The following is an 18971-nucleotide window of genomic DNA, read 5'->3' on the forward strand; positions in this document are numbered from 1 at the left end:
ATGTTTGGTCTTGGCACTACGAATAGCCTGACGATGGACAAGCCGCATCCGGACAGTCTTCTGGATACGGGCGTCCAGGGCGTCATCGGCAAGCCGCTCGACCGGATCGACGGCCCGCTGAAGGTCACCGGCACGGCGACCTATGCCGCGGAATACCAGTTCGCGAACATGGCGTATGGCGTGCTGGTCGGCACGAAGATCTCGGCGGGCAAGGTCGTCTCGATCGACGTCGACGCGGTCAAGGCGATCCCCGGCGTGATCGACGTCGTCACCGATTTCGACCAGTTCATCCGCGTCTCGGCGCAGGGCGGAGCGACCGACGCACCGACGCAGGGCGTGAAGGACATCGCGTTCTTCGGCCAGATCGTCGCGATCGTACTCGCGGAGAGTTTCGAGGTCGCGCGCGATGCGGCGGCTCGGTTGCCGATCGAGTATCAGGCGAGCGAGGGGCAGTACGACTTCGCCGCGCATCGTGACGAGACTCGCAAGCCGGCGGACGATGCCACGCAGGCGCATTTTGCGCAGGGCGATGTCGACAAGGCGATGGACGACGCGCCGGTGACGATCGACGTTACCTACGTCACGCCGAGTCAGAATTCCGCGGCGATGGAGCCGCATGCCTCGATCGCGGTGTGGGAAGAGGATGGCTCGCTGGCGCTGTACGGCGCGTATCAGATGCCGACGTCGGATGCCCAGCAACTGGCGAAGTCGCTCGGCGTGTCCGAGAAGAAGGTGCGGATCATCGCGCGCTATATCGGCGGCGGGTTCGGATCGAAACTCGGCATCGCGCCTGAGAGCGTTGCAGCAGCGATCGCGGCGAAACAGCTTGGCCGTCCGGTCAAGGCGGTGATGGCACGCCAGCAGGTGTTCGAGGCAACCGTCCGCCGCTCGAATACCGAGCAGCGCATCCGGCTTGCGGCCGATGCCACCGGCAAGCTGAGCGCGATCGGTCACGAGACGCTCACCTCCAACCAGTCGACCGAGGATTATTTCGAGCCAGCGGGTATCGGCACGCACATGCTGTACGGTGGCGAGAACCGGATCATCACGCACGACATCGTCGATGTGAATTTCGTCGTGTCGGGCTCGATGCGCGCGCCGGGTGAGGCGGTCGGCATGATGGCGCTGGAAGGCGCGATGGACGAGCTGGCCGAGAAGCTCGACATGGATCCGATCGAACTGCGCCGGATCAACGACCCGGCGGTCGATCCCGAGAAGGACGTACCGTATTCGTCGCGCAATCTGACGCGTGCGCTCGACGAGGGCGCGGCCAAGTTCGGCTGGGACAAGCGCCAGAAGGCCGGGACGCGGCGCGAGGGAGAATGGCTGATCGGGACGGGCGTCGCAGCGGCGGTGCGCGGCAACATGATGCAGGAATCGTCCGCCAAGGTGGAGATTCATCCCGATGGCTCGGCGACGGTGTCGTCGGCGATGACCGACATCGGTACGGGCAGCTACACGATCCTGGCGCAGATCGCGTCGGAGATCCTGGGCATTCCGGTCGAGAACATCACCATGTCCCTGGGCGATACCAACGATCCTCCTGCCGCCGGTTCGGGCGGTTCGTGGGGCGCGACGTCGTCGGGGACGGCGGTGTATCTCGCATGCGAGATGCTGCGCGGGAAGCTGGCCAAGGCGATGGACGTCGACGAGGGCGACCTGACGCTTAAGGACGGCAAGGCGATCGGTGACAATCGCTCAACACCGATCGGCGAGCTGGTCGGCAAGGGTCTCGAGGCGACCGGACATATCAAGCCGGGCAAGCAGGAGAAGGAGACGACCCAGGCGTCGTTCGGCGCGCATTTCGCCGAGGTCGCAGTGAACGCCGTAACGGGTGAAGTACGGGTGCGGCGGATGCTCGGGTCGTTCGCGGCTGGGCGCGTGCTCAACGCGAAGACTGCGCGGTCGCAGTGCCTTGGCGGGATGACCTTTGGGATCGGCGCGGCGCTGACCGAGGACCTGATCCACGATCTGCGTACCGGCAAGCTGGTGAACCACGATCTCGCGGAATATCACGTGCCGGTGAACGCCGACATTCCGCAGATGGACGTCCACTTCGTCGACGAGCGCGACATCCATGCGAACCCGATCCATGCCAAGGGGATCGGCGAGCTGGGGATTTCGGGTGCAGGGGCCGCGGTGGCGAACGCGGTGTATAATGCGACGGGGATTCGGGTGCGGGAGTTCCCGATTACCTTGGACAAGCTGCTGGATCAGTTGCCGGCTGTTTGAGGGCTGACGATACCATAGACAGGTACCACCCCGGCAAAGGCCGGGGCCCAGTTGGGGGACGAAGATAACGAAGGATCGTCCTCCGTTATCAAGACCATTCCAACTGGGCCCCGGCCTTCGCCGGGGTGGCGGCAAGGGTTGAGGTGAGCCAAGCTCTAACCCTCGTCAAACGCCCCCGCCCTACCCATATCCTTCGCTCCACCCGAGGACCGCAGAATGAACGAACACGTGATGGATGCGGCGTTTCGGCCGGGTGGTCTCGACCGCGCGAAGCAAGGCGTTCTCGGGCTCGGGCTCGATCGGATCGAGGGGCCGGCTAAGGTCACCGGCGTGGCGGACTATGCGTATGAGGGCACGCCCGATCGCATCGCCTACGCCGCGATCGTCGGTACGCCTGTTGGCAGCGGGCGCATTCTCGGCATCGATGTAAGCGCCGCCGAAGCTTTGCCCGGTGTCATCGCCGTCATTCATGGCGACGCGCGCATGCCGGCTGGCGAGTCCAATTCCCGCGCGATGCCGCTGTTCGATACCGATGTCATTCTCCACCTCGGCCAGCCGGTCGCGATCGTCGTTGCCGAGGATCAGGCGATCGCACGCGACGCCGCGGCGCTGGTCGTGGTTCGCACCGAAGCGGGCGAGGATCGGTTCGACGTCGAGGCGCAACCGGTCGATACCGCGCCCAAGATCGGCTTCTTGCCGCCGATCGACAATGGCGATCTCGACGCGGTGATGGCGGACGCGGCGGTGACGTTCGACCGGACCTACACGACGCCCGTGCATTTCCCCGCCGCGCTGGAGCCGCATGCCACCACCGCGTGGTGGGAGGGCGGCAAGCTCACCGTGCGGTCGAGCAACCAGGTGATCGGCGGCGCGCGGAGGACGATCGCGAAGGCGCTGAAGATCGATGCGGACAAGGTACGCGTGCTGGCGCCGTATGTCGGCGGTGGGTTCGGGGGCAAGACCGGTGTCGGGCCCGAGGCGATCCTTGCGGCGATCGCGGCGGAGGTCGTCGGGCGGCCGGTGAAGGTCGCTCTCCCCCGCCGCCAGACCGCATATATGGTGCATCACCGCTCGCACACGACGCAGCGGATCCGGATCGCCGCTGACGCAAACGGCGTGATCCTCGGCATGGGGCATGAGAGCGTCGTCGCGCAGAACGACGATGGCGAATTTCTCGAGCCGGTGCCGTTCGGGACTCTGCCGCTGTACCGGGGCGACACGCGGCGGTTCAAGACCGACCTCGTGCGCGTCGACCTCCCCGCGAGCGGCGCGGTGCGCGCGCCGGGCGAGGCAGTCGGGACGTTCGGCGTCGAGTGCGCGATGGACGAACTGGCCGAGCAGCTCGGGATCGATCCGATCGAGCTGCGGCGGCGCAACGAGCCCGAGACCGATCCGGTGAGCGGCAAGCCGTTCTCCACGCGGCGGATGCTCGATTGCTATACGCAGGGCGCCGAGCGATTTGGCTGGCCTGCGAGCGTGCCCGTGCCGGGGTCGGTACGCGATGGCGAGTGGCTGGTCGGGATCGGCATGGCGGCGAGCCTGCGCGGCAACTTCACGGTCGAGGCGCAGGCGCGCGTGCGGCTGGAGGCGGATGGCCGCGCGACGGTCGAGTGCGACATGACGGATATCGGCACGGGGACGTACACCATCCTCGCGCAGACCGCGGGCGAGATGCTCGGGCTGCCGGTCGCCGAGGTGAACGTGCGGTTGGGCGATACCGATTTCCCGCCGAGCGCGGGGTCGGGCGGGTCGTTCGGCGCGGGCAGCGCGTGTTCGGCGGTGGTGCTGGCGTGCGAGGATATCCTTGGCGAACTGGGTCTAAGGATGAACGCCGCGCCCGAGGATCTGAGCTTGCACGACGGCTGCGTGAGTGCTGGTGGGCGATCGGTGAAGCTCGCCGATCTGGTCCGAGGTGAACCGATCGTGGCGATGGGCAAGACCGGGCCGGGTGCCGAGAGCAAGCGCACCAGCCAGGCGAGCCACGGCGCGCACTTCGTCGAGGTCGCGGTGAACGCAGTGACGGGCGAGACGCGCGTGCGCCGGATGCTGGGCGTGTTCGATGTCGGGCGGGTGCTCAATCGCAAGACCGCGACGAGCCAGATTACGGGCGGGATGGCGTGGGGGATCGCCTATGCGCTGAGCGAAGAGGGAGTGGTGGACACGCGGACCGGGGCGTTCGTGAACCCCGATTTCGGCGAATATCATGTCGCGGTGAATGCCGACATTCCTCAGCTCGAAGTGCATTTCATCGAGGAGATCGACCACTCCGCGAACCCGGTGGGGGCGAAGGGCGTTGGTGAGCTTGGCATCTCTGGCGCGGGGGCTGCGGTGGCGAACGCGATCTACAATGCGACGGGGGTTCGGGTTCGGGACTTTCCGGTGACGCTCGACAAGTTGCTCGAAGGGTTGCCGGCCGTCTGATCCTCCCCGCCACGGGGAGGGGGATCACGCCCCTTGGCGTGGTGGAGGGGGCGACCCCAAGCGTAACGTCTGCGGCTGGCCCCCTCCACCAGCTGCGCTGGTCCCCCTCCCCGCGTGCGGGGAAAATTAGAAAAGAGAACGAGACATGGCCGAAAACGATAGCGTGCTCGCTGCTGCGAAGACCTGGAAAGGCGAGAAGATGGCGATCGCCACGGTCGTCTCGACCTGGGGATCCGCGCCGCGGCCCAAGGGGAGCCATATGCTCGTCCATGCCGATGGGCGGTTCGAGGGATCCGTCTCGGGCGGGTGCGTCGAGAGCGACATCCTCGCCACCGCAGCCGAGGTGATCGCAGGGGCGCCGTTCCAGGTGCGCAACTACGGCGTCGCGGATGCGGCGGCGTGGGAAGTCGGGCTGCCGTGCGGCGGCGAGATCGCGGTAATGGTGCAGCCGGTGTCCGCTGAGGGGTTCGATCCCGAGCTGTTCGACCGGATCGCCGATGCGCGCGACCAGGGCGATGCGCTGACGGTGACGACCGACCTCGCGACCGGGCACAGCGACGCGCGGCCGCTGGAGACGGGCGAGGTGTTCGTCAATCGCTACGATCCGCCGCGCCGGCTGCTGATCGTCGGCGCGGTGCAGATCGCGCAGGCTCTGACGGGGCTGGCACGCGAACTCGGGATCGAGACGGTGGTGATCGATCCCCGCGCGCGCTTCCTGACCGAAGAGCGGTTTCCGGGCGTGACGCTCGACGATCGCTGGCCCGACGAGGCGATCGCCGCGCTCCGCCCGGGGCCGTCAACCGCGATCGTGACGCTGAGCCACGACATCAAGATCGACGACCCTGCGCTGATCGCGGCGCTCGCGTCCGATGCCGCGTATGTCGGTGCGCTTGGCAGCCGCAAGAGCCACGCGGCGCGGCGCGAGCGGCTTGCCTCGGAAGGCGTTACGGCGGAGAACATCGATCGGATCGATGCACCGGTCGGGCTCGACATTGGCGCGATCGGACCGTCGGAAATCGCGCTGTCGGTCGCGGCGGCGATGATAGGAGCGTTCAATGATCGCCGCTGAAAACGTCTTCCTCATCCTGCTCGCGGCCGGGCGCTCGGAGCGGTTCGGCATTCCGAACAAGCTCGAGGTGCCGTTCCTCAACAAGCCGCTGGGGATGCACGTCGTCACCGCGTTCGAGAACATTCCGTTCAAGCGCCGGCTGGTCGTCACCGACGGCTGCAAGCTCGACTTCGTCAGCCATCATTTCGAGGTGGTGCATAACGACGATCCGTCGTCGGGCATGTCGCAGTCGGTGAAGCTCGGCGTGCAGTGCGCGAAGGACGAGGGCGCGGAGGCAGTGCTGATCGCGCTGGCGGACATGCCGCGCGTGACCGCGGCGCATATCTACCGGATGCTCGACGCCGCCGACAGCGCGGACGCGGTGGTCGCGTCGAGCGACGGCGAGAAGCCGAGCCCCCCTGCCCTGTTCGGCCGCGATCGGTTCGATTTCCTGCTGACGCTAGACGGCGATGCGGGTGCGCGCGACCTGGTGAAGGCGGGGCGGCACGTCGTGACCGCGCCGGCCGAGCTGATCGATATCGACACGCCCGAGGATCTGGACCGGCTTCAGGCGCTGGTCCACGATCCCAAGGCGGCGATCACTCGTGCCTTAACGCGTCGATAGGATTCATCGCGGCGGCGCGGCGGGCCGGGAAATAGCCGAAGACGACGCCGATCACCGCGGAGATCGCGAACGCGAAAATGTTGATCTCGGGCACGAACAGCCACTGAACCTTGATCAGCGGCGCGATGATCGCGATCGCCGCCTGCGCGACGATCAGCCCGATGACGCCGCCGAGGCATGACAAAGCGATCGCCTCGACGAGGAACTGCAACAGCACCTCGCGCGCGACTGCGCCGATCGCCAACCGTATGCCGATCTCGCGGGTGCGCTCGGTGACGGACACCAGCATGATGTTCATGATGCCGATCCCGCCGACCACCAGGCTGATCCCGGCGACCGCGGCGACGATACCGGTGAGCAACGTCGTGGTGCCGGTCAGCGTGTCCGAAATCTGCTTGGTATCGAAGATGTTGAAGTCGTCGGGCTTGTCGCCGGTGATGGTGCGGCGTTCGCGGAGCAGGTCGGTGATCCCGGCCTGCACGGTGCTGGTCGAGAAGCGCTCGTCGACGCCGACCAGCATCAGGCGGATATCGCGGTTGCCGGTGAACCGCCGCTGGACCGCCTTGATCGGCATGACCACGGTGTCGTCCTGATCGCCGCCGAACCCGGCCTGGCCGCGCGTGGTCAGCACGCCGATCACGTCGCAGCTGATCGGTCCGATACGGAAGCGGTGGCCGACCGGATCGCCGCCGGGGAACAGGTTTTTCGAGACGGTATTGCCGATGATGCAGACCGCGGCACCGGCGCTTTCCTCGACCGGCGTCCAGCGGCGGCCCGAGGCGAGCGGCCACGGCTGGACCTGGAAGATGGCGTCGGTGGTGCCGTTGATCGTGGTCGACCAGTTGGCGCCTTCGTAGATCGCGGTGGCGGTGGCGCTGGCCTGCGGCGCGACCGCGGTGACGCCGGCGATCTGGTTGGCGATCGCGGCGACGTCCTCGGGCTTGAAGTCGGGCGGACGCGGGCCGCCACCGCCGCGACCGAAGCCCTGGCCGGGGCGGACCTGGAGGATGTTGGTGCCGAGCGCGGAGATCGACTGTTGGACCGCGGCGGTGGTCGCCTTGCCTAGCGTGACCATCGTCACGACCGCGCCGACGCCGATGACGATGCCGAGGATGGTGAGGAACGATCGCAGGAGGTGGCGGCGGATCGAGCGGAGCGCGAGGACGAGGGTTGTGCCGAACATTATCGCGTCGCTCCGGTATCGAGAGCGCAGTCTTGCTGCTCCCCTTCCGCTTGCGGGAGGGGCTGGGGGAGGGGCTGATCAAACAGAGCGGACGCCAGTACGTACGTCGCGCCCTCCCCTGACCCCTCCCGCAAGCGGGAGGGGAATGTCTTTTGGGAGGCGCTCACGATTCCACGCTTTCGCCTTGGCGGTGCTGGCTTTCGATGCGTTCTACCAGGCCGTCCTTGAAATGGACCACCGTCCTGGCGAAGGCGGCCATGTCGGGTTCGTGCGTGACCATCAGGACCGTGATGTTCTTCTCCGAATTCAGCCGCGTCAGGAGTTGCATGATCTCCACCGAGCGTTCGCTGTCGAGATTGCCGGTCGGTTCGTCGGCGAGCAGCACGTCGGGACTCGTGACCAACGCGCGGGCGATCGCGACGCGCTGTTGCTGGCCACCGGAGAGTTCGGCCGGGGTGTGGTCCCACCAGTCCGCGAGGCCGACGGTGTCGAGGCTCGCCATCGCCGCATCCCGACGCGCGCGCTTTTCGTCGCCGCGGTAGAGCAGCGGCAGTTCGACATTCTCCAGCGCGGACGTGCGCGAGAGCAGGTTGAACCCCTGGAACACGAAGCCGAGATATTTCCGCCGGAGCAGCGCGCGCTGGTCGCGGTCGAGCGTCTCGACGTGGTGGCCGCGGAACAGGAAGGTGCCGTCGCTCGGCACGTCGAGGCAGCCTAGGATGTTCATCGTCGTCGACTTGCCCGACCCCGACGGCCCCATCACCGCGACGAAATCGCCCGCCGCGATGTCGAGGTCGACGCCCTTGAGCGCCTGAAACATCGTCGCGCCCTGCCCGTACGTCTTGGTGACGCCGCGCAGGGAGATGAGCGGTTCGGCGGTGAGCGGCGCGTTACTGGCCACCGCCCCCACCCTTGCTGGCTCCACCCGAGCGGCGGGGGCCGCCACTGCGCTTGGCATCGTCGCCGCCGCTCGCCAACTGCCCGGTGATGACCTGCGCGCCGGGCTGGAGATTGCCCGACAGGACTTCGGTCATCGTGCCGTTGGTGTCACCGGTGGTGATCTGCACGGGCTGCGGCGTGCCGTCCGCGCCCTTGACGTAGATCGTCTGCTGCGCCCCGCGAGCGACCGTCGCGGTGCGCTCCGCCCCGCCGCCACGGCGCGGACGGAAGGTCAACGAGCCGGCGATACCGCCGCCTGCATCGCCGGACGCCGCGGTCGGCTTGAAACGCAACGCGGCGTTGGGGACGAGCAGGACGTTGCGCTTGTCCGACGTGACGATGTCCGCGGTCGCGGTCATGCCGGGGCGCAGCGTCAGCGACTGATTACCCACCGTCAGGTCGGCCGCGTACGAGACGACCTGCCCGGTGGTCGAGGTCGCGGTGGTCGAGGTCGACGAGGTGGCCGAGCTGACCGTCAGGTTCGAACCGAGATCGACCCGGCTGATCGTCGCGGGGAAGGTCTGGCCGGGGAACGCGTCGACGGTGAAGCTCGCCTTCTGGCCGATCTTGACCTCGCCGACGTCGGCTTCGTCGATCGCGACCTCGAGCTTCATCTTGGTGAGGTCTTCGGCGATCACGAACAGCGTCGGCGTGTTGAACGACGACGCGACAGTCTGGCCGGGATCGATCTGGCGCGCGAGCACTACCCCCGTCACAGGCGAGCGGATGATCGCGCGCGCGCGCTGCGTCTGGTTCTGCGCGAGCAGCGCGCGGCTGGCGACGACGTTGGCCTCCGCGACCTTCTGTGCCGCGACGGCACGCGCGTAGTCGGCGCGGCCGGTCTGGAGCTCTGTCTTCGACGGCACGCGACCACCCGAGAGGCGCGAGACCTCTTCGAGACGGTTCAGCTGTGCGCGCGATTCGGCGACGGTGGCCTGTGCCTGCGCGACTTGCGCCTGGTTCGCCGCAAGCTGGGCGCTGGTCTGGCGGATCTGGTCGTCGAGCTGTTCGGGATCGATCAGCGCGAGCGGCTGGCCTGCGGTGACGCGGTCGTTGACGTCGACGACGACCTTGGTGACGAGGCCCGACAGCTGCGAGCCGACCGTGACCTGCGTGGTCGGGGCAAGCTTGCCGGTTGCCGAGACGCTGACGGTCAGGTTGCCGCGCTGGGCGGCCTGCGTCGAATATTGCGTCTGCTCCTTCGCGCCGAAGCACTTGGCGAGCAGCAGGCACAGCAGGACCACGCCGACCGCGATCAAGACCCACTTTACGTAGCGTTTCCAGGGGGCCTGCGGCTTTACGCCGAGGAAGTCGTCGATCGATGCGTCGGCCATCAGCGTGCCTCTGGATTGGATATGGGCGCTTGCGGGATCACGGTGGAGTCCCAGCCGCCGCCGAGCGCCGCGTAGAGGGCGATCAACGCGGTCGCGGCATCGGCGCGCGCCTGCGTGGCACCGTTGCGGGCGGACAGGAGCGCGGTTTCCTGCTGGTTGAGCGTGGTGAAATCGGTGAGGCCGGTGCGGTACTGGCTGCGGCTGAGGATCGCGGAATTGTTCGATGCGTCGAGCGCGATCGCGAACTGTCGCTCGCGTTCCTGCGCGGTCTGGAGCGCGACGACGGCGTTCTCGACATCCTCCAGCGCGGTGAGGACGGTCGATTTGTAGAGCGCGAGCGCACCGTCGGCGGCGGCTTCGCTGGTGCGGACCTGGCTGCGCAGACGGCCGCCGTTGAAGATCGCCTGGGTCAGCCCGGCGAAGAGGCTGCCGGTGATCGCGTCGCCGATGTTGCCGATCGAGGTCGCGTTGGTGTTCAGATTGCCGGTGATCGCGAGCGCGGGATAGAGCTGCGCCTTGGCGACGCCGATCCGCGCGGTGGCGGCGGCGAGCGCGCGTTCGGCGGAGCGGATGTCGGGGCGCTGGCGGAGCGTATCGGCGGGAATGCCGACGCCGACCGCGGCGGGGCCGGTCGGGATCGCCTCCGCGGGCGCCATTAGTGGGCGGAGCGCGCCGGGGGCCTGTCCGGTCAGCACGCCGATCCGCGCGACGGCGGCGGCATATTGCTGGTCGAGGCTCGGGATCGTCGCGGCGGTCTGCGCACGCTGGGCGCGGGCCTGTTCGGCGTCGACGCTGGAGACGAGCCCGGCCTGGACGCGGAAGCCGGCGATCTCGAGATTGTCGTCCTGGATCGCGAGCGAGGCGCGGGCGTTGGCGAGCTGCTGCTGGTACGAGCGCGCCAGCACATAGTTGCGCGCGACCTCGCTTTCGACGGAAATGAGCACGGTGGCGTAGTCGTAGCCGGACGCAGCGTAGTCGGCGCGGCTCGCCTCGACGGTGCGGCGGATCTCGCCGAAGACGCCGACCTGGTAGCTGGCGCTGGCGCCGACCGTGAAGCTGTTGGCACCGCCGCCGCCGGTATCGATGACGGTGCCGTCGGGCAGCGTGAACGAGCGCCCGCCGCCGCGGACATTCTCGTTGCGTTGATAGCCGGCCGAGCCGTTGACCGTCGGGAGCAGCGACGCGCGGTTCTGGAGCAGGCTTTCGCGGGCCTGGCGGAGGCGGGCTACCGACTGTGCGATGTCGAGGTTGGCGGCGGCGGCCTGCTCGACGAGCTGGCCGAGGACGGGGTCGTCGAACTTCTGCCACCAGCGGGTGAGGTCTTCGGGCTTGGTCTCGGGAGTGACCGAGTACGCGTCGGGGACGCCCAGCTCTGCCGCGGCCTTGGGGTGGTAGTCCGGGCCGACGGTGCAGCCGGCTAGCAGGACGGCCGCGGATACGGGTGCGATGAGGAGGGCGCGGACGCGGGACATGGGCGGCAGGCATGACCAAGCGGCTGGGGCTAGTCCAGCGGTTTTGTGTCGCGAGGTGTCGCAGGTGGGGTGGATTGGAGGGGTGTGGGGTTCAACTAGCGCCGTCTACGCGAACTTGCTTGGCAGCCATCCCGATGGGACGTGTATGCGCCGTTTAATGCGCGCCACCCCCGCTGCTTGTTCTCCCGCGAAGGCGGAAGCCCAGTCTGGGTCCCCGCCTTCGCGGGGAAACAAGGTTTGCAGGCCTGAAATGGAGTGAGATGTGCATCCTTTAGCACCTCCCCGCTCTAGCACCTCCCCGGCGGAGGCCGGGCCCAGTTGGAACGTCTGAGATAATTGCGCGCAACGTGCGTCATTATCGGCCCCCAACTGGGCCCCGGCCTTCGCCGGGGTGGTAGGATGCGATGGGAAAATCAGGGTCCGCCTCCTTCTTGTTCCCCCGCGGAGGCGGGGGCCAGGGTTACGGGCGCTGCGCTGCTTGATCCTGGGCTCCCGCGTTCGCGGGAGAACTTGAAGGCGCCGTTCCGCAGCCGCAGCCCCCTGCCCAACCCCCAAAAATCGAACCGCACCCGTTCCAATTTTGCAGTGCAGCGGAACGGAGCGGTAGCGCTAGGGGTTCAGGGATGATGCTAGCCGAACGCCAGCCCGCGACTGATGTCCTCGCGCCGCCTCTTGCCGTGCCCGACGCCGTGAGCCTTTTCTTCGATTTCGACGGGACGCTCGTCGACCTTGCCGCCACGCCGGATGCGGTCGTGGTGAGCCAGATGCTGCTCGATACGCTCGATACGCTCGCCGAGCGCTTCCCCGGTCGGGTCGCGATCATCAGCGGGCGGTCGATCGCGCAGCTCGACGCGATGCTCGGGCGGCACGCGCATTTGTTCGCGGTCGCCGGCAGCCACGGGGCCGAAACGCGCACGCCCGACGACGGTCATGTCGCCGCAGAACGCCCTGCCTCGCTGGAAGCCGCCGCCGACTCGTTCCGCGACTTCGCCGACGCCAACGGCCTCGTCTACGAAGCCAAGAGCCTTGGCGCCGGGCTGCACTATCGGATGGCCCCCGACTTCGAACCCGCCGCGGTCCGCCTCGCCGAAGACCTCGCCGTCACGCACGGCCTCACGCTCCAGCGCGGCAAGATGATGGTCGAACTGCGCACGCCCGGCGACAAGGGTGCGGCGCTTCGCAAACTGATCGTCGCGCCGGCGATGGCGGGGAGCGTGCCGTATTTCTTCGGCGACGACGTCACCGACGAGGACGGGTTCGAGGCCGCGCGCGAGCTTGGCGGGGCGGGCGTGCTGATCGGCGAGCAACGGCCTACCGCCGCCACCTACCGCCTGAACGACGTTGCCGCACTTCGCGTCTGGATTGCTGCCATATTGGAAACACCCAAGTTGGAAACACGATGACCGCACCTACCCAAAAAGCCGACATGAACCTGTGGCCGATCGGCAATTGCCAGGTCTCCGCATTGATCGACAAGACCGGCACGTTCGTCTGGGGCTGCGTGCCCCGCGTCGACGGCGACCCGGCGTTCTGCGCGCTGCTTGGCGGCGATGCGCCCAAGACCGGGTTCTGGGCGATCGAACTGGAGGGCGGTGCGAAAACCACGCAGGCCTATATTCGCAACACGCCGATCCTGGTGACGCGGCATGAGGACGAGGCCGGCAACGCGGTCGAGGTGATCGATTTCTGCCCGCGCTTCGTGCGCGAGGGCCGGACCTATCGCCCGACCAGCTTCGTCCGGATCGTCAAGCCGGTCGCGGGCTCGCCGCGCATTCGCGTTAGGATGCGGGTCGCGACGAACTGGGGGAAGCCGACCGAACACACGCAGGGTTCGAATCACATCCGCTTCCTGATGGACGACCAGACGTTGCGGCTGACCACCGATGCGCCGGTCGGGCATATCGTCGGCGAGAACTGGTTCCGGCTCGAACGCCAGATGCACCTGTTCCTCGGGCCCGACGAGAGTTTCGCGGGCGTGCTGCACGAGGCGGCCGAGGCGATGCTGTCGCGGACCAAGGACGAGTGGCGGCACTGGGTCCGCGGGCTGGCGACGCCGGTCGAGTGGCAGGACGTCGTCATTCGCGCCGCGATCACGCTGAAGCTGTGCCAGCACGAGGAGACCGGCGCGATCGTCGCCGCGCTCACCACCTCGATCCCCGAGCATGAGGGGTCGGAGCGCAACTGGGACTATCGCTACTGCTGGATCCGCGACGCCTATTATACCGTGCAGGCGCTGAACCGCCTGGGTGCGCTCGACGTGCTTGAAGGGTATCTCGAATATCTGCGCAACATCGTCGATGCGTCGAAGGGCGGCCATGTCCAGCCGCTCTACGGGGTCGGCGGCGAGGCGACGCTGATCGAGCGGATCGAGAGTGACCTGCCCGGCTATCGCGGGATGGGTCCGGTGCGCGTCGGCAACCAGGCGTACGAGCAGATCCAGCACGACGCGTACGGCCAGATCATCCTGTCGGACGTCCAGGCGTTCTTCGACAAGCGGCTGTTCCGGATGTCGAGCGAGGAGGACTTCAAGAGCCTCGAACTGGTCGGCGACCGCGCGTGGGAGACCTACGACAAGCCCGACGCAGGGCTGTGGGAGTTGCGGACCAAGGCGCACGTCCACACCTATTCCGCTGCGATGTGCTGGGCGGCGTGCGACCGGCTGGCGAACGCTGCGGAGGTTCTCGGGCTCGAGGATCGCCGGACGTTCTGGGAGGAACGCGCGAACACGATCCGCACGACGATCGAGCAATCGGCGTGGCGCGAGGATACGCAGCGTATCTCGGCGACGTTCGGTGGCGACGATCTCGATGCGAGCCTGATCCAGCTGCTCGACCTGCGCTTCTTCGCGCCCGACGATCCGCGCTTCCAGTCGACGCTCAAGGCGGTCGAGGAGGGTCTGCGGCGCGGCAGCCACATGCTGCGTTACGCGACCGAGGATGATTTCGGCCTGCCGCACACCGCGTTCAACGTCTGCACCTTCTGGCTGATCGAGGCGCTGCATGCGACCGGCCGGACCGCCGATGCCCGCGCGCTGTTCTGCGAGATGGTCGCGCGGCGGACACCTGCCGGGCTGCTGTCGGAGGATATCGACCCGAATACTGGCGAGCTGTGGGGCAATTATCCGCAAACCTATTCGCTGGTGGGGCTGATCAACTGCGCGGTCCTGCTCAGCAAGCCGTGGAGTGCCGTCCGATGAGCCGCCTCGTCGTCATCTCGAACCGCGTCCAGTCGGTCGATGCGCCCTCGGGCAACCAGGGTGGCCTCGCGGTCGCGCTTCTCGCAGCACTCCGCGAAAAGGGCGGCGTGTGGTTCGGCTGGTCGGGTTCGACCACCGAGACCTTCACCGGGCACATCAATTTCCAGCAGGGCAAGGGCGTCACCACCGCGACCATCGACCTCGAAGAGCAGGATTTCGACGAATATTATAATGGCTATGCGAACCGGACCTTGTGGCCGCTGTTCCATTACCGGATCGACCTGACCGAGTTCGAGCGGGATTTCTCGAGCGGCTATGCTCGCGTGAACAAGCGGTTCGCGGAGACGGTGCTGCCGTTGATCGAGCCCGAGGATCTGGTGTGGGTCCACGACTATCACCACGTCCCGCTCGGCCAGGAACTGCGCAAGCTCGGGGTCGAGAACAAGATCGGGTTCTTCCTCCATATCCCGTGGCCGCCGATGGCGATGCTGCTGTCGCTGCCAAGCCACCGTGCGCTGGTCGAATCGATGTTCGCGTATGATGTAATCGGCTTCCAGACGCAGGACTGGCTCGACAGCTTCCTGCATTACGTGACGAGCCAGCTCGACGGCGTGGTCGGCGAGGATGGCTGGGTGACGGTCGGCGACCGCACGATCAAGGCGATCACGACGCCGATCGGGATCGAGACCGCGGACTTCGAGAAGTCGGCGAACAGCGACGCGGCGCGCCATGCCAAGGAGCGGATGTACATGTCCGCGACCGGGCGGAGCCTGATCGTCGGGGTCGACCGGCTCGATTACTCGAAGGGGCTCGCCGAGCGGTTCGCTGGGTATGAGCGGTTCCTCGGGTCGCATCCGGATCGGCGCGGGCTGGTCTACATGCTCCAGATCGCGCCGCCTTCGCGCGAGAAGGTCGATACGTATCAGGAGATCCGCGCGAACCTCGATTCGATGTCGGGGCGGATCAACGGCGAATATTCGGACATCGACTGGACGCCGATCCGCTACGTCAACCAGGGCTTCCCGCGTGACGTGCTGGCGGGGATCTACCGTGCGGCGCGTGTCGGGCTGGTGACGCCGTTGCGGGACGGGATGAACCTGGTCGCGAAGGAATATGTCGCGGCGCAGGATCCTGAGGATCCGGGCGTGCTGGTGCTGTCGCACTTCGCGGGCGCGGCGACGCAGTTGAAGGACGCGGTGCTGGTCAATCCGTACAGCCCCGAGGAGATGTCGGACGCGATCGACCGGGCGTTGAAGATGCCGCTGGCCGAGCGGAAGGCTCGGTGGGAGAAGCTGATCGACAACGTCCGCAAGGAGGACGTTATGTGGTGGTGCGAGCTGTTCATCACGGCGCTCGAGGCGGTGCCGGAGCACGTCGAGGTCTGACCTTCTTGCCCCCCTCCCTGGAAGGGAGGGGTTGGGGGTGGGTTGGCCAGTTTGTGTCAATGCGCCCTGGACTATGCGGAAGCCGACCCACCCCCTCCAGCAACCACCGAACAGCGTTTCGTGCTCGACCATGTCGTGCGGATCGGCGAGATGGCATTTCCTCGCGGATGTATTTCAGCAACGCTTCCCGCACGTCACAACGCAGATCGAACGCGATCGCGGCGTCCTTGGCGGTCATCAGGCCGCGCAGTTCGATGCAGTCGGTCTTCACGTCGGTCACCTGAAGGTTGTAGAACCGCTTGTCCCACCGCGGATTGGACGTGACGATCTCGCCCAGTTTCTCACGCAGCCGCGGCACGTCTGCGGACGGATCGAGATACCAGAACACCGACCCCATCAGCTGGCTCGTCTCGCGCGTCCAGTTCTGGAAGCTCTGTTCGAGGAACTTCGAAACCGGCACGACGAGGCGGCGCTCGTCCCAGATCTTGATGACCACGAACGTCAGGTTGATCTGCTCGACCCGCCCCCATTCGCCGTCGACGATCAGCACGTCGTCGATCCGGATCGGCTCGGTGAACGCCATCTGCACGCCGGCGATCAGGTTCTTCAGCGCAGGCTGAGCAGCCGCACCGACGACGAGGCCGGCGATACCTGCCGACGCCATCAGCGTGACGCCGATCGAGCGAATGCCGGGGACGCTCAGCAGCATCAGGCAGACGCTGACGAAGATGATGAAGAACGTGCCTATCCGCCCGAGGATCGCCGCGCGCGTGCGCTTACGGCGGGCGCGGAGATTGTCCTCGACCGAGATGTCGGCGCGGATCTCGATGACGTCCTGGAATGCGCGGAGCGCGGCGACCGCGAGCCAGCCGAGCAACCCAGGGACGAGGAAGCCGAGCAATTGTTTCCACAGATCCTCGATGTCGTTGTCCATCGGCAGGATTCGCGAGACGAACGCGACGGCGACCGAGACGAACACCGCGCGCAACGGGCGGCGCACGCGGGCTAGGACGAGGCCGTCGGTCTTGGCAGTCGAGCGGCGCTGGGCGTGGCCGCCGATCCGCATCGTCAGCCAATGCGCGATAAGCGCGACGAGGACGGCGGCCGAGACGACCGCGACACTCTCCAGCCAGACCCATTCAGAGGGTATGTGGAGCGATCTGAACATGCGCATCCAAGCGCAACGGTGCGCGGCGACAGATGTTCCGCTGCAGTGCAGCATAATCGCGCGATACATGGCAGCTTTTTTCCTGCCACACTTCGTGCGTAAGTCCGCGCCCATGAAGGCCATCATCCTTGCTGCCGGCCACGGGTCACGGCTGCTGCCGTTGACGCTGACGACGCCGAAATGCCTCGTGCAGGTCGGTGGCCGCGCGATCCTGGATCATCAGCTCGACGCGGTGGCGGAGGCCGGGTTCGAGGGCGCGGTGATCGTCGGCGGGTACCGGATCGAGCAGGTCGCGGCGCATCTGGCGGCGCGCGAAGGCGGCGTACCCACCGAACTCGTGTTCAACCCGTTCTGGGCGATCGCCAACAGCATCGGTAGCGTGTGGGCATCGCGCGGATTTCTCGACGAGCCGTTTGCATTGATGAACGGCGACACGCTGTTCGATGCGGCTATCTTGCGCGCGGCGCTTGCCGATGACGAATCCGGCGTGAAGCTGGTCATCGAGGCGCTGGTGACGCCGGGGCTCGACGACATGCTGGTCGAGGCGGACGGCGACGCTGTCGTCGCGGTCGGCAAGCACCTGGTCGGGCATCAGGCCACCGATCGATCGCTCGGCCTGATCGTCTCGACCGGCGGCGATGCCTATGCCGAGGCGTTGCGCGCGGTGATCGGCGAGGAGGACGGCATCCACGCCTATCATCACGCGGTCGTCCGCCGCGTCGCGGAGACCGTCGGCGTCCGCGCGGTGCGGATCGCAGGGAATGTCCGCTGGCAGGAGATCGACCGCCCGGAGGACATCGCGCTGTGGCAGCACGACCATGACGCGCCTACGGACGGCGCTTCGGGGTCATGACGCGGAAGGTCGCGTTCCTGTTTCTCGGCGAGACGCTGCTGATCCCGCATCTGTATCCGATCGTCGAGGCGCTCGCTGCGAAGTCGGACGTGCCGATCGAGCTTTGGGTGAGCACGTCGGTGCACGAGACGTTGCTGACGCGGTGGACGGCACCCTTTCCTAGTGTCCGGATCCGGCGAGCACCTGGGTTTCGCGCGGTTGCCGACGATGAGACCGGCCGTAATCCGGTGCTGCCAGCGAAGATGCCGATGCTGCTGCGGCTGCTGCCGTATCTGCGCGGCGCGGCGGTCGTCGTGTGTGCCGAGCAGACGAGCCTGTGGCTGCCGCGGCTGTTCCCGATGCGCGCCAAGTTCGTGAAGACCTCGCACGGCGTCGGTTCGATGAGCGCGCGCGACGATCCGCGGCGGCGGGCGGCGGCGTTGACTCTGGTGCCGAGCGAGTTGGAGCGGCGGACCTATCTCGACCGCGGGTTTGCGCCCGAGAAGTTCGTCGCGACGGGCTATGTGAAGGCCGACTTCACGCACCGGACGCACGCCGCGCCGCCGTTCGCGGATACGCGGCCGGTCGTCCTGTATACGCCGCATTGGCAGCAGCATCGCTCGTCGTGGTGGCGCTGGGGGGCGGAGGTGGTGCGGCGGATCGTCGCGGACGGGCGCTACAATCTGATTTTCGCGCCGCACCAGCGACTGGTCGAGCGCGCGCCCGAGGTCGCCGATCTGATGCGCGAGATTGGTGACCTAGCGCATGTGCACTGCGACATCGACGGGTTCGCGATGGTCGATGGCAGCTATACCGGCGTGGCGGACGTGTATCTGGGCGATACGTCGAGCCAGGTGATCGAGTTTCTCATGCGGCCGCGGCCTTGCGTGTTTCTCAATGCCGGGGGCGTCGCGTGGGAGGGTGATCCGAATTACGCGATGTGGGCTTGTGGGGAGGTTGTTGGCGACGTTGCGGATGTGGTGGCGGCGGTGGATCGGTCGGCGTTGAGGCATGCGGGGTTTGTGACGGTTCAGGCGGAGTTTGCCGCAAGGTCGCTGGGGGCGGTCGAGGGTGGCGCGGTGAGATCTGCGGAAGAAGTCCTTCGGCTACTGGAAGCCCCGTCGTTCTAGTATGCA

Annotated in this window: 14 protein-coding genes; 9 read left to right on the plus strand and 5 right to left on the minus strand. The window is 67.0% G+C overall.

Annotated elements, in window-relative coordinates:
• The 4 genes from ASE69_RS06605 to ASE69_RS06620 all read left to right on the plus strand — a co-directional run bounded on the left by ASE69_RS06605 (position 1) and on the right by ASE69_RS06620 (position 6326).
• The gene (locus ASE69_RS06605; RefSeq protein WP_056484585.1) at positions 1–2232 is read left to right on the plus strand and encodes a xanthine dehydrogenase family protein molybdopterin-binding subunit; all 2232 of its coding nucleotides are present in this window, start codon (positions 1–3) and stop codon (positions 2230–2232) included.
• A gap of 216 nt (positions 2233–2448) precedes the next feature.
• Positions 2449–4653, plus strand: coding sequence for a xanthine dehydrogenase family protein molybdopterin-binding subunit (locus ASE69_RS06610; RefSeq protein WP_056484586.1), 2205 nt, complete (start codon positions 2449–2451; stop codon positions 4651–4653).
• Positions 4654–4798: 145 nt separating this feature from the next.
• Positions 4799–5722 carry an XdhC family protein gene (locus tag ASE69_RS06615; protein WP_056484588.1) on the plus strand — a complete coding sequence of 308 codons (924 nt, stop codon included), beginning with the start codon at positions 4799–4801 and terminating at the stop codon, positions 5720–5722.
• Positions 5709–6326 carry a nucleotidyltransferase family protein gene (locus ASE69_RS06620; protein ID WP_056484590.1) on the plus strand — a complete coding sequence of 206 codons (618 nt, stop codon included), beginning with the start codon at positions 5709–5711 and terminating at the stop codon, positions 6324–6326. Before ASE69_RS06615 ends, ASE69_RS06620 begins: the two co-directional genes overlap by 14 nt.
• Here ASE69_RS06620 and ASE69_RS06625 read toward each other — a convergent pair.
• The 4 genes from ASE69_RS06625 to ASE69_RS06640 form a co-directional block, all read right to left on the minus strand.
• Positions 6301–7509, minus strand: coding sequence for an ABC transporter permease (locus ASE69_RS06625; RefSeq protein WP_056060727.1), 1209 nt, complete (start codon positions 7507–7509; stop codon positions 6301–6303). The genes ASE69_RS06620 and ASE69_RS06625 overlap by 26 nt on opposite strands.
• 163 nt (positions 7510–7672) lie before the next feature.
• Entirely contained in the window at positions 7673–8467 is a 795-nt protein-coding gene (locus ASE69_RS06630) for an ABC transporter ATP-binding protein (RefSeq protein ID WP_082452952.1), read from the minus strand.
• Positions 8400–9782: an efflux RND transporter periplasmic adaptor subunit gene (locus tag ASE69_RS06635; RefSeq protein WP_056484594.1), complete on the minus strand. Its 1383-nt coding sequence runs from the start codon at positions 9780–9782 to the stop codon at positions 8400–8402. The genes ASE69_RS06630 and ASE69_RS06635 overlap by 68 nt, the downstream gene beginning before the upstream one ends.
• Positions 9782–11254 (minus strand): efflux transporter outer membrane subunit, encoded by a 1473-nt coding sequence (locus tag ASE69_RS06640; protein ID WP_056484596.1) that lies wholly within the window; start codon positions 11252–11254, stop codon positions 9782–9784. The genes ASE69_RS06635 and ASE69_RS06640 overlap by 1 nt, the downstream gene beginning before the upstream one ends.
• A gap of 623 nt (positions 11255–11877) precedes the next feature.
• On the opposite strand from ASE69_RS06640, the gene otsB reads away from it, so the two are divergent.
• The 3 genes from otsB to ASE69_RS06655 are packed head-to-tail and all read left to right on the plus strand — an operon-like array spanning position 11878 to position 15835.
• Positions 11878–12657 (plus strand): trehalose-phosphatase, encoded by a 780-nt coding sequence (gene otsB, locus ASE69_RS06645; protein WP_082452953.1) that lies wholly within the window; start codon positions 11878–11880, stop codon positions 12655–12657.
• Complete coding sequence (locus ASE69_RS06650) at positions 12654–14450, plus strand: glycoside hydrolase family 15 protein (protein WP_056060739.1); 1797 nt, start codon at positions 12654–12656, stop codon at positions 14448–14450. Before otsB ends, ASE69_RS06650 begins: the two co-directional genes overlap by 4 nt.
• Entirely contained in the window at positions 14447–15835 is a 1389-nt protein-coding gene (locus ASE69_RS06655; RefSeq protein ID WP_056484598.1) for an alpha,alpha-trehalose-phosphate synthase (UDP-forming), read from the plus strand. Before ASE69_RS06650 ends, ASE69_RS06655 begins: the two co-directional genes overlap by 4 nt.
• Here ASE69_RS06655 and ASE69_RS06660 read toward each other — a convergent pair.
• Complete coding sequence (locus ASE69_RS06660; RefSeq protein WP_235518237.1) at positions 15795–17003, minus strand: mechanosensitive ion channel family protein; 1209 nt, start codon at positions 17001–17003, stop codon at positions 15795–15797. The genes ASE69_RS06655 and ASE69_RS06660 overlap by 41 nt on opposite strands.
• A gap of 112 nt (positions 17004–17115) precedes the next feature.
• Here ASE69_RS06660 and ASE69_RS06665 point away from each other — a divergent pair, with 112 nt between their 5' ends.
• Entirely contained in the window at positions 17116–17856 is a 741-nt protein-coding gene (locus ASE69_RS06665; protein WP_056484600.1) for a sugar phosphate nucleotidyltransferase, read from the plus strand.
• Positions 17853–18965 carry a hypothetical protein gene (locus ASE69_RS06670; protein WP_056484602.1) on the plus strand — a complete coding sequence of 371 codons (1113 nt, stop codon included), beginning with the start codon at positions 17853–17855 and terminating at the stop codon, positions 18963–18965. Before ASE69_RS06665 ends, ASE69_RS06670 begins: the two co-directional genes overlap by 4 nt.
• The last annotated feature ends 6 nt before the right edge of the window (positions 18966–18971 follow it).

This window comes from Sphingomonas sp. Leaf208 (assembly GCF_001421415.1).
Classification (GTDB): domain Bacteria; phylum Pseudomonadota; class Alphaproteobacteria; order Sphingomonadales; family Sphingomonadaceae; genus Sphingomonas.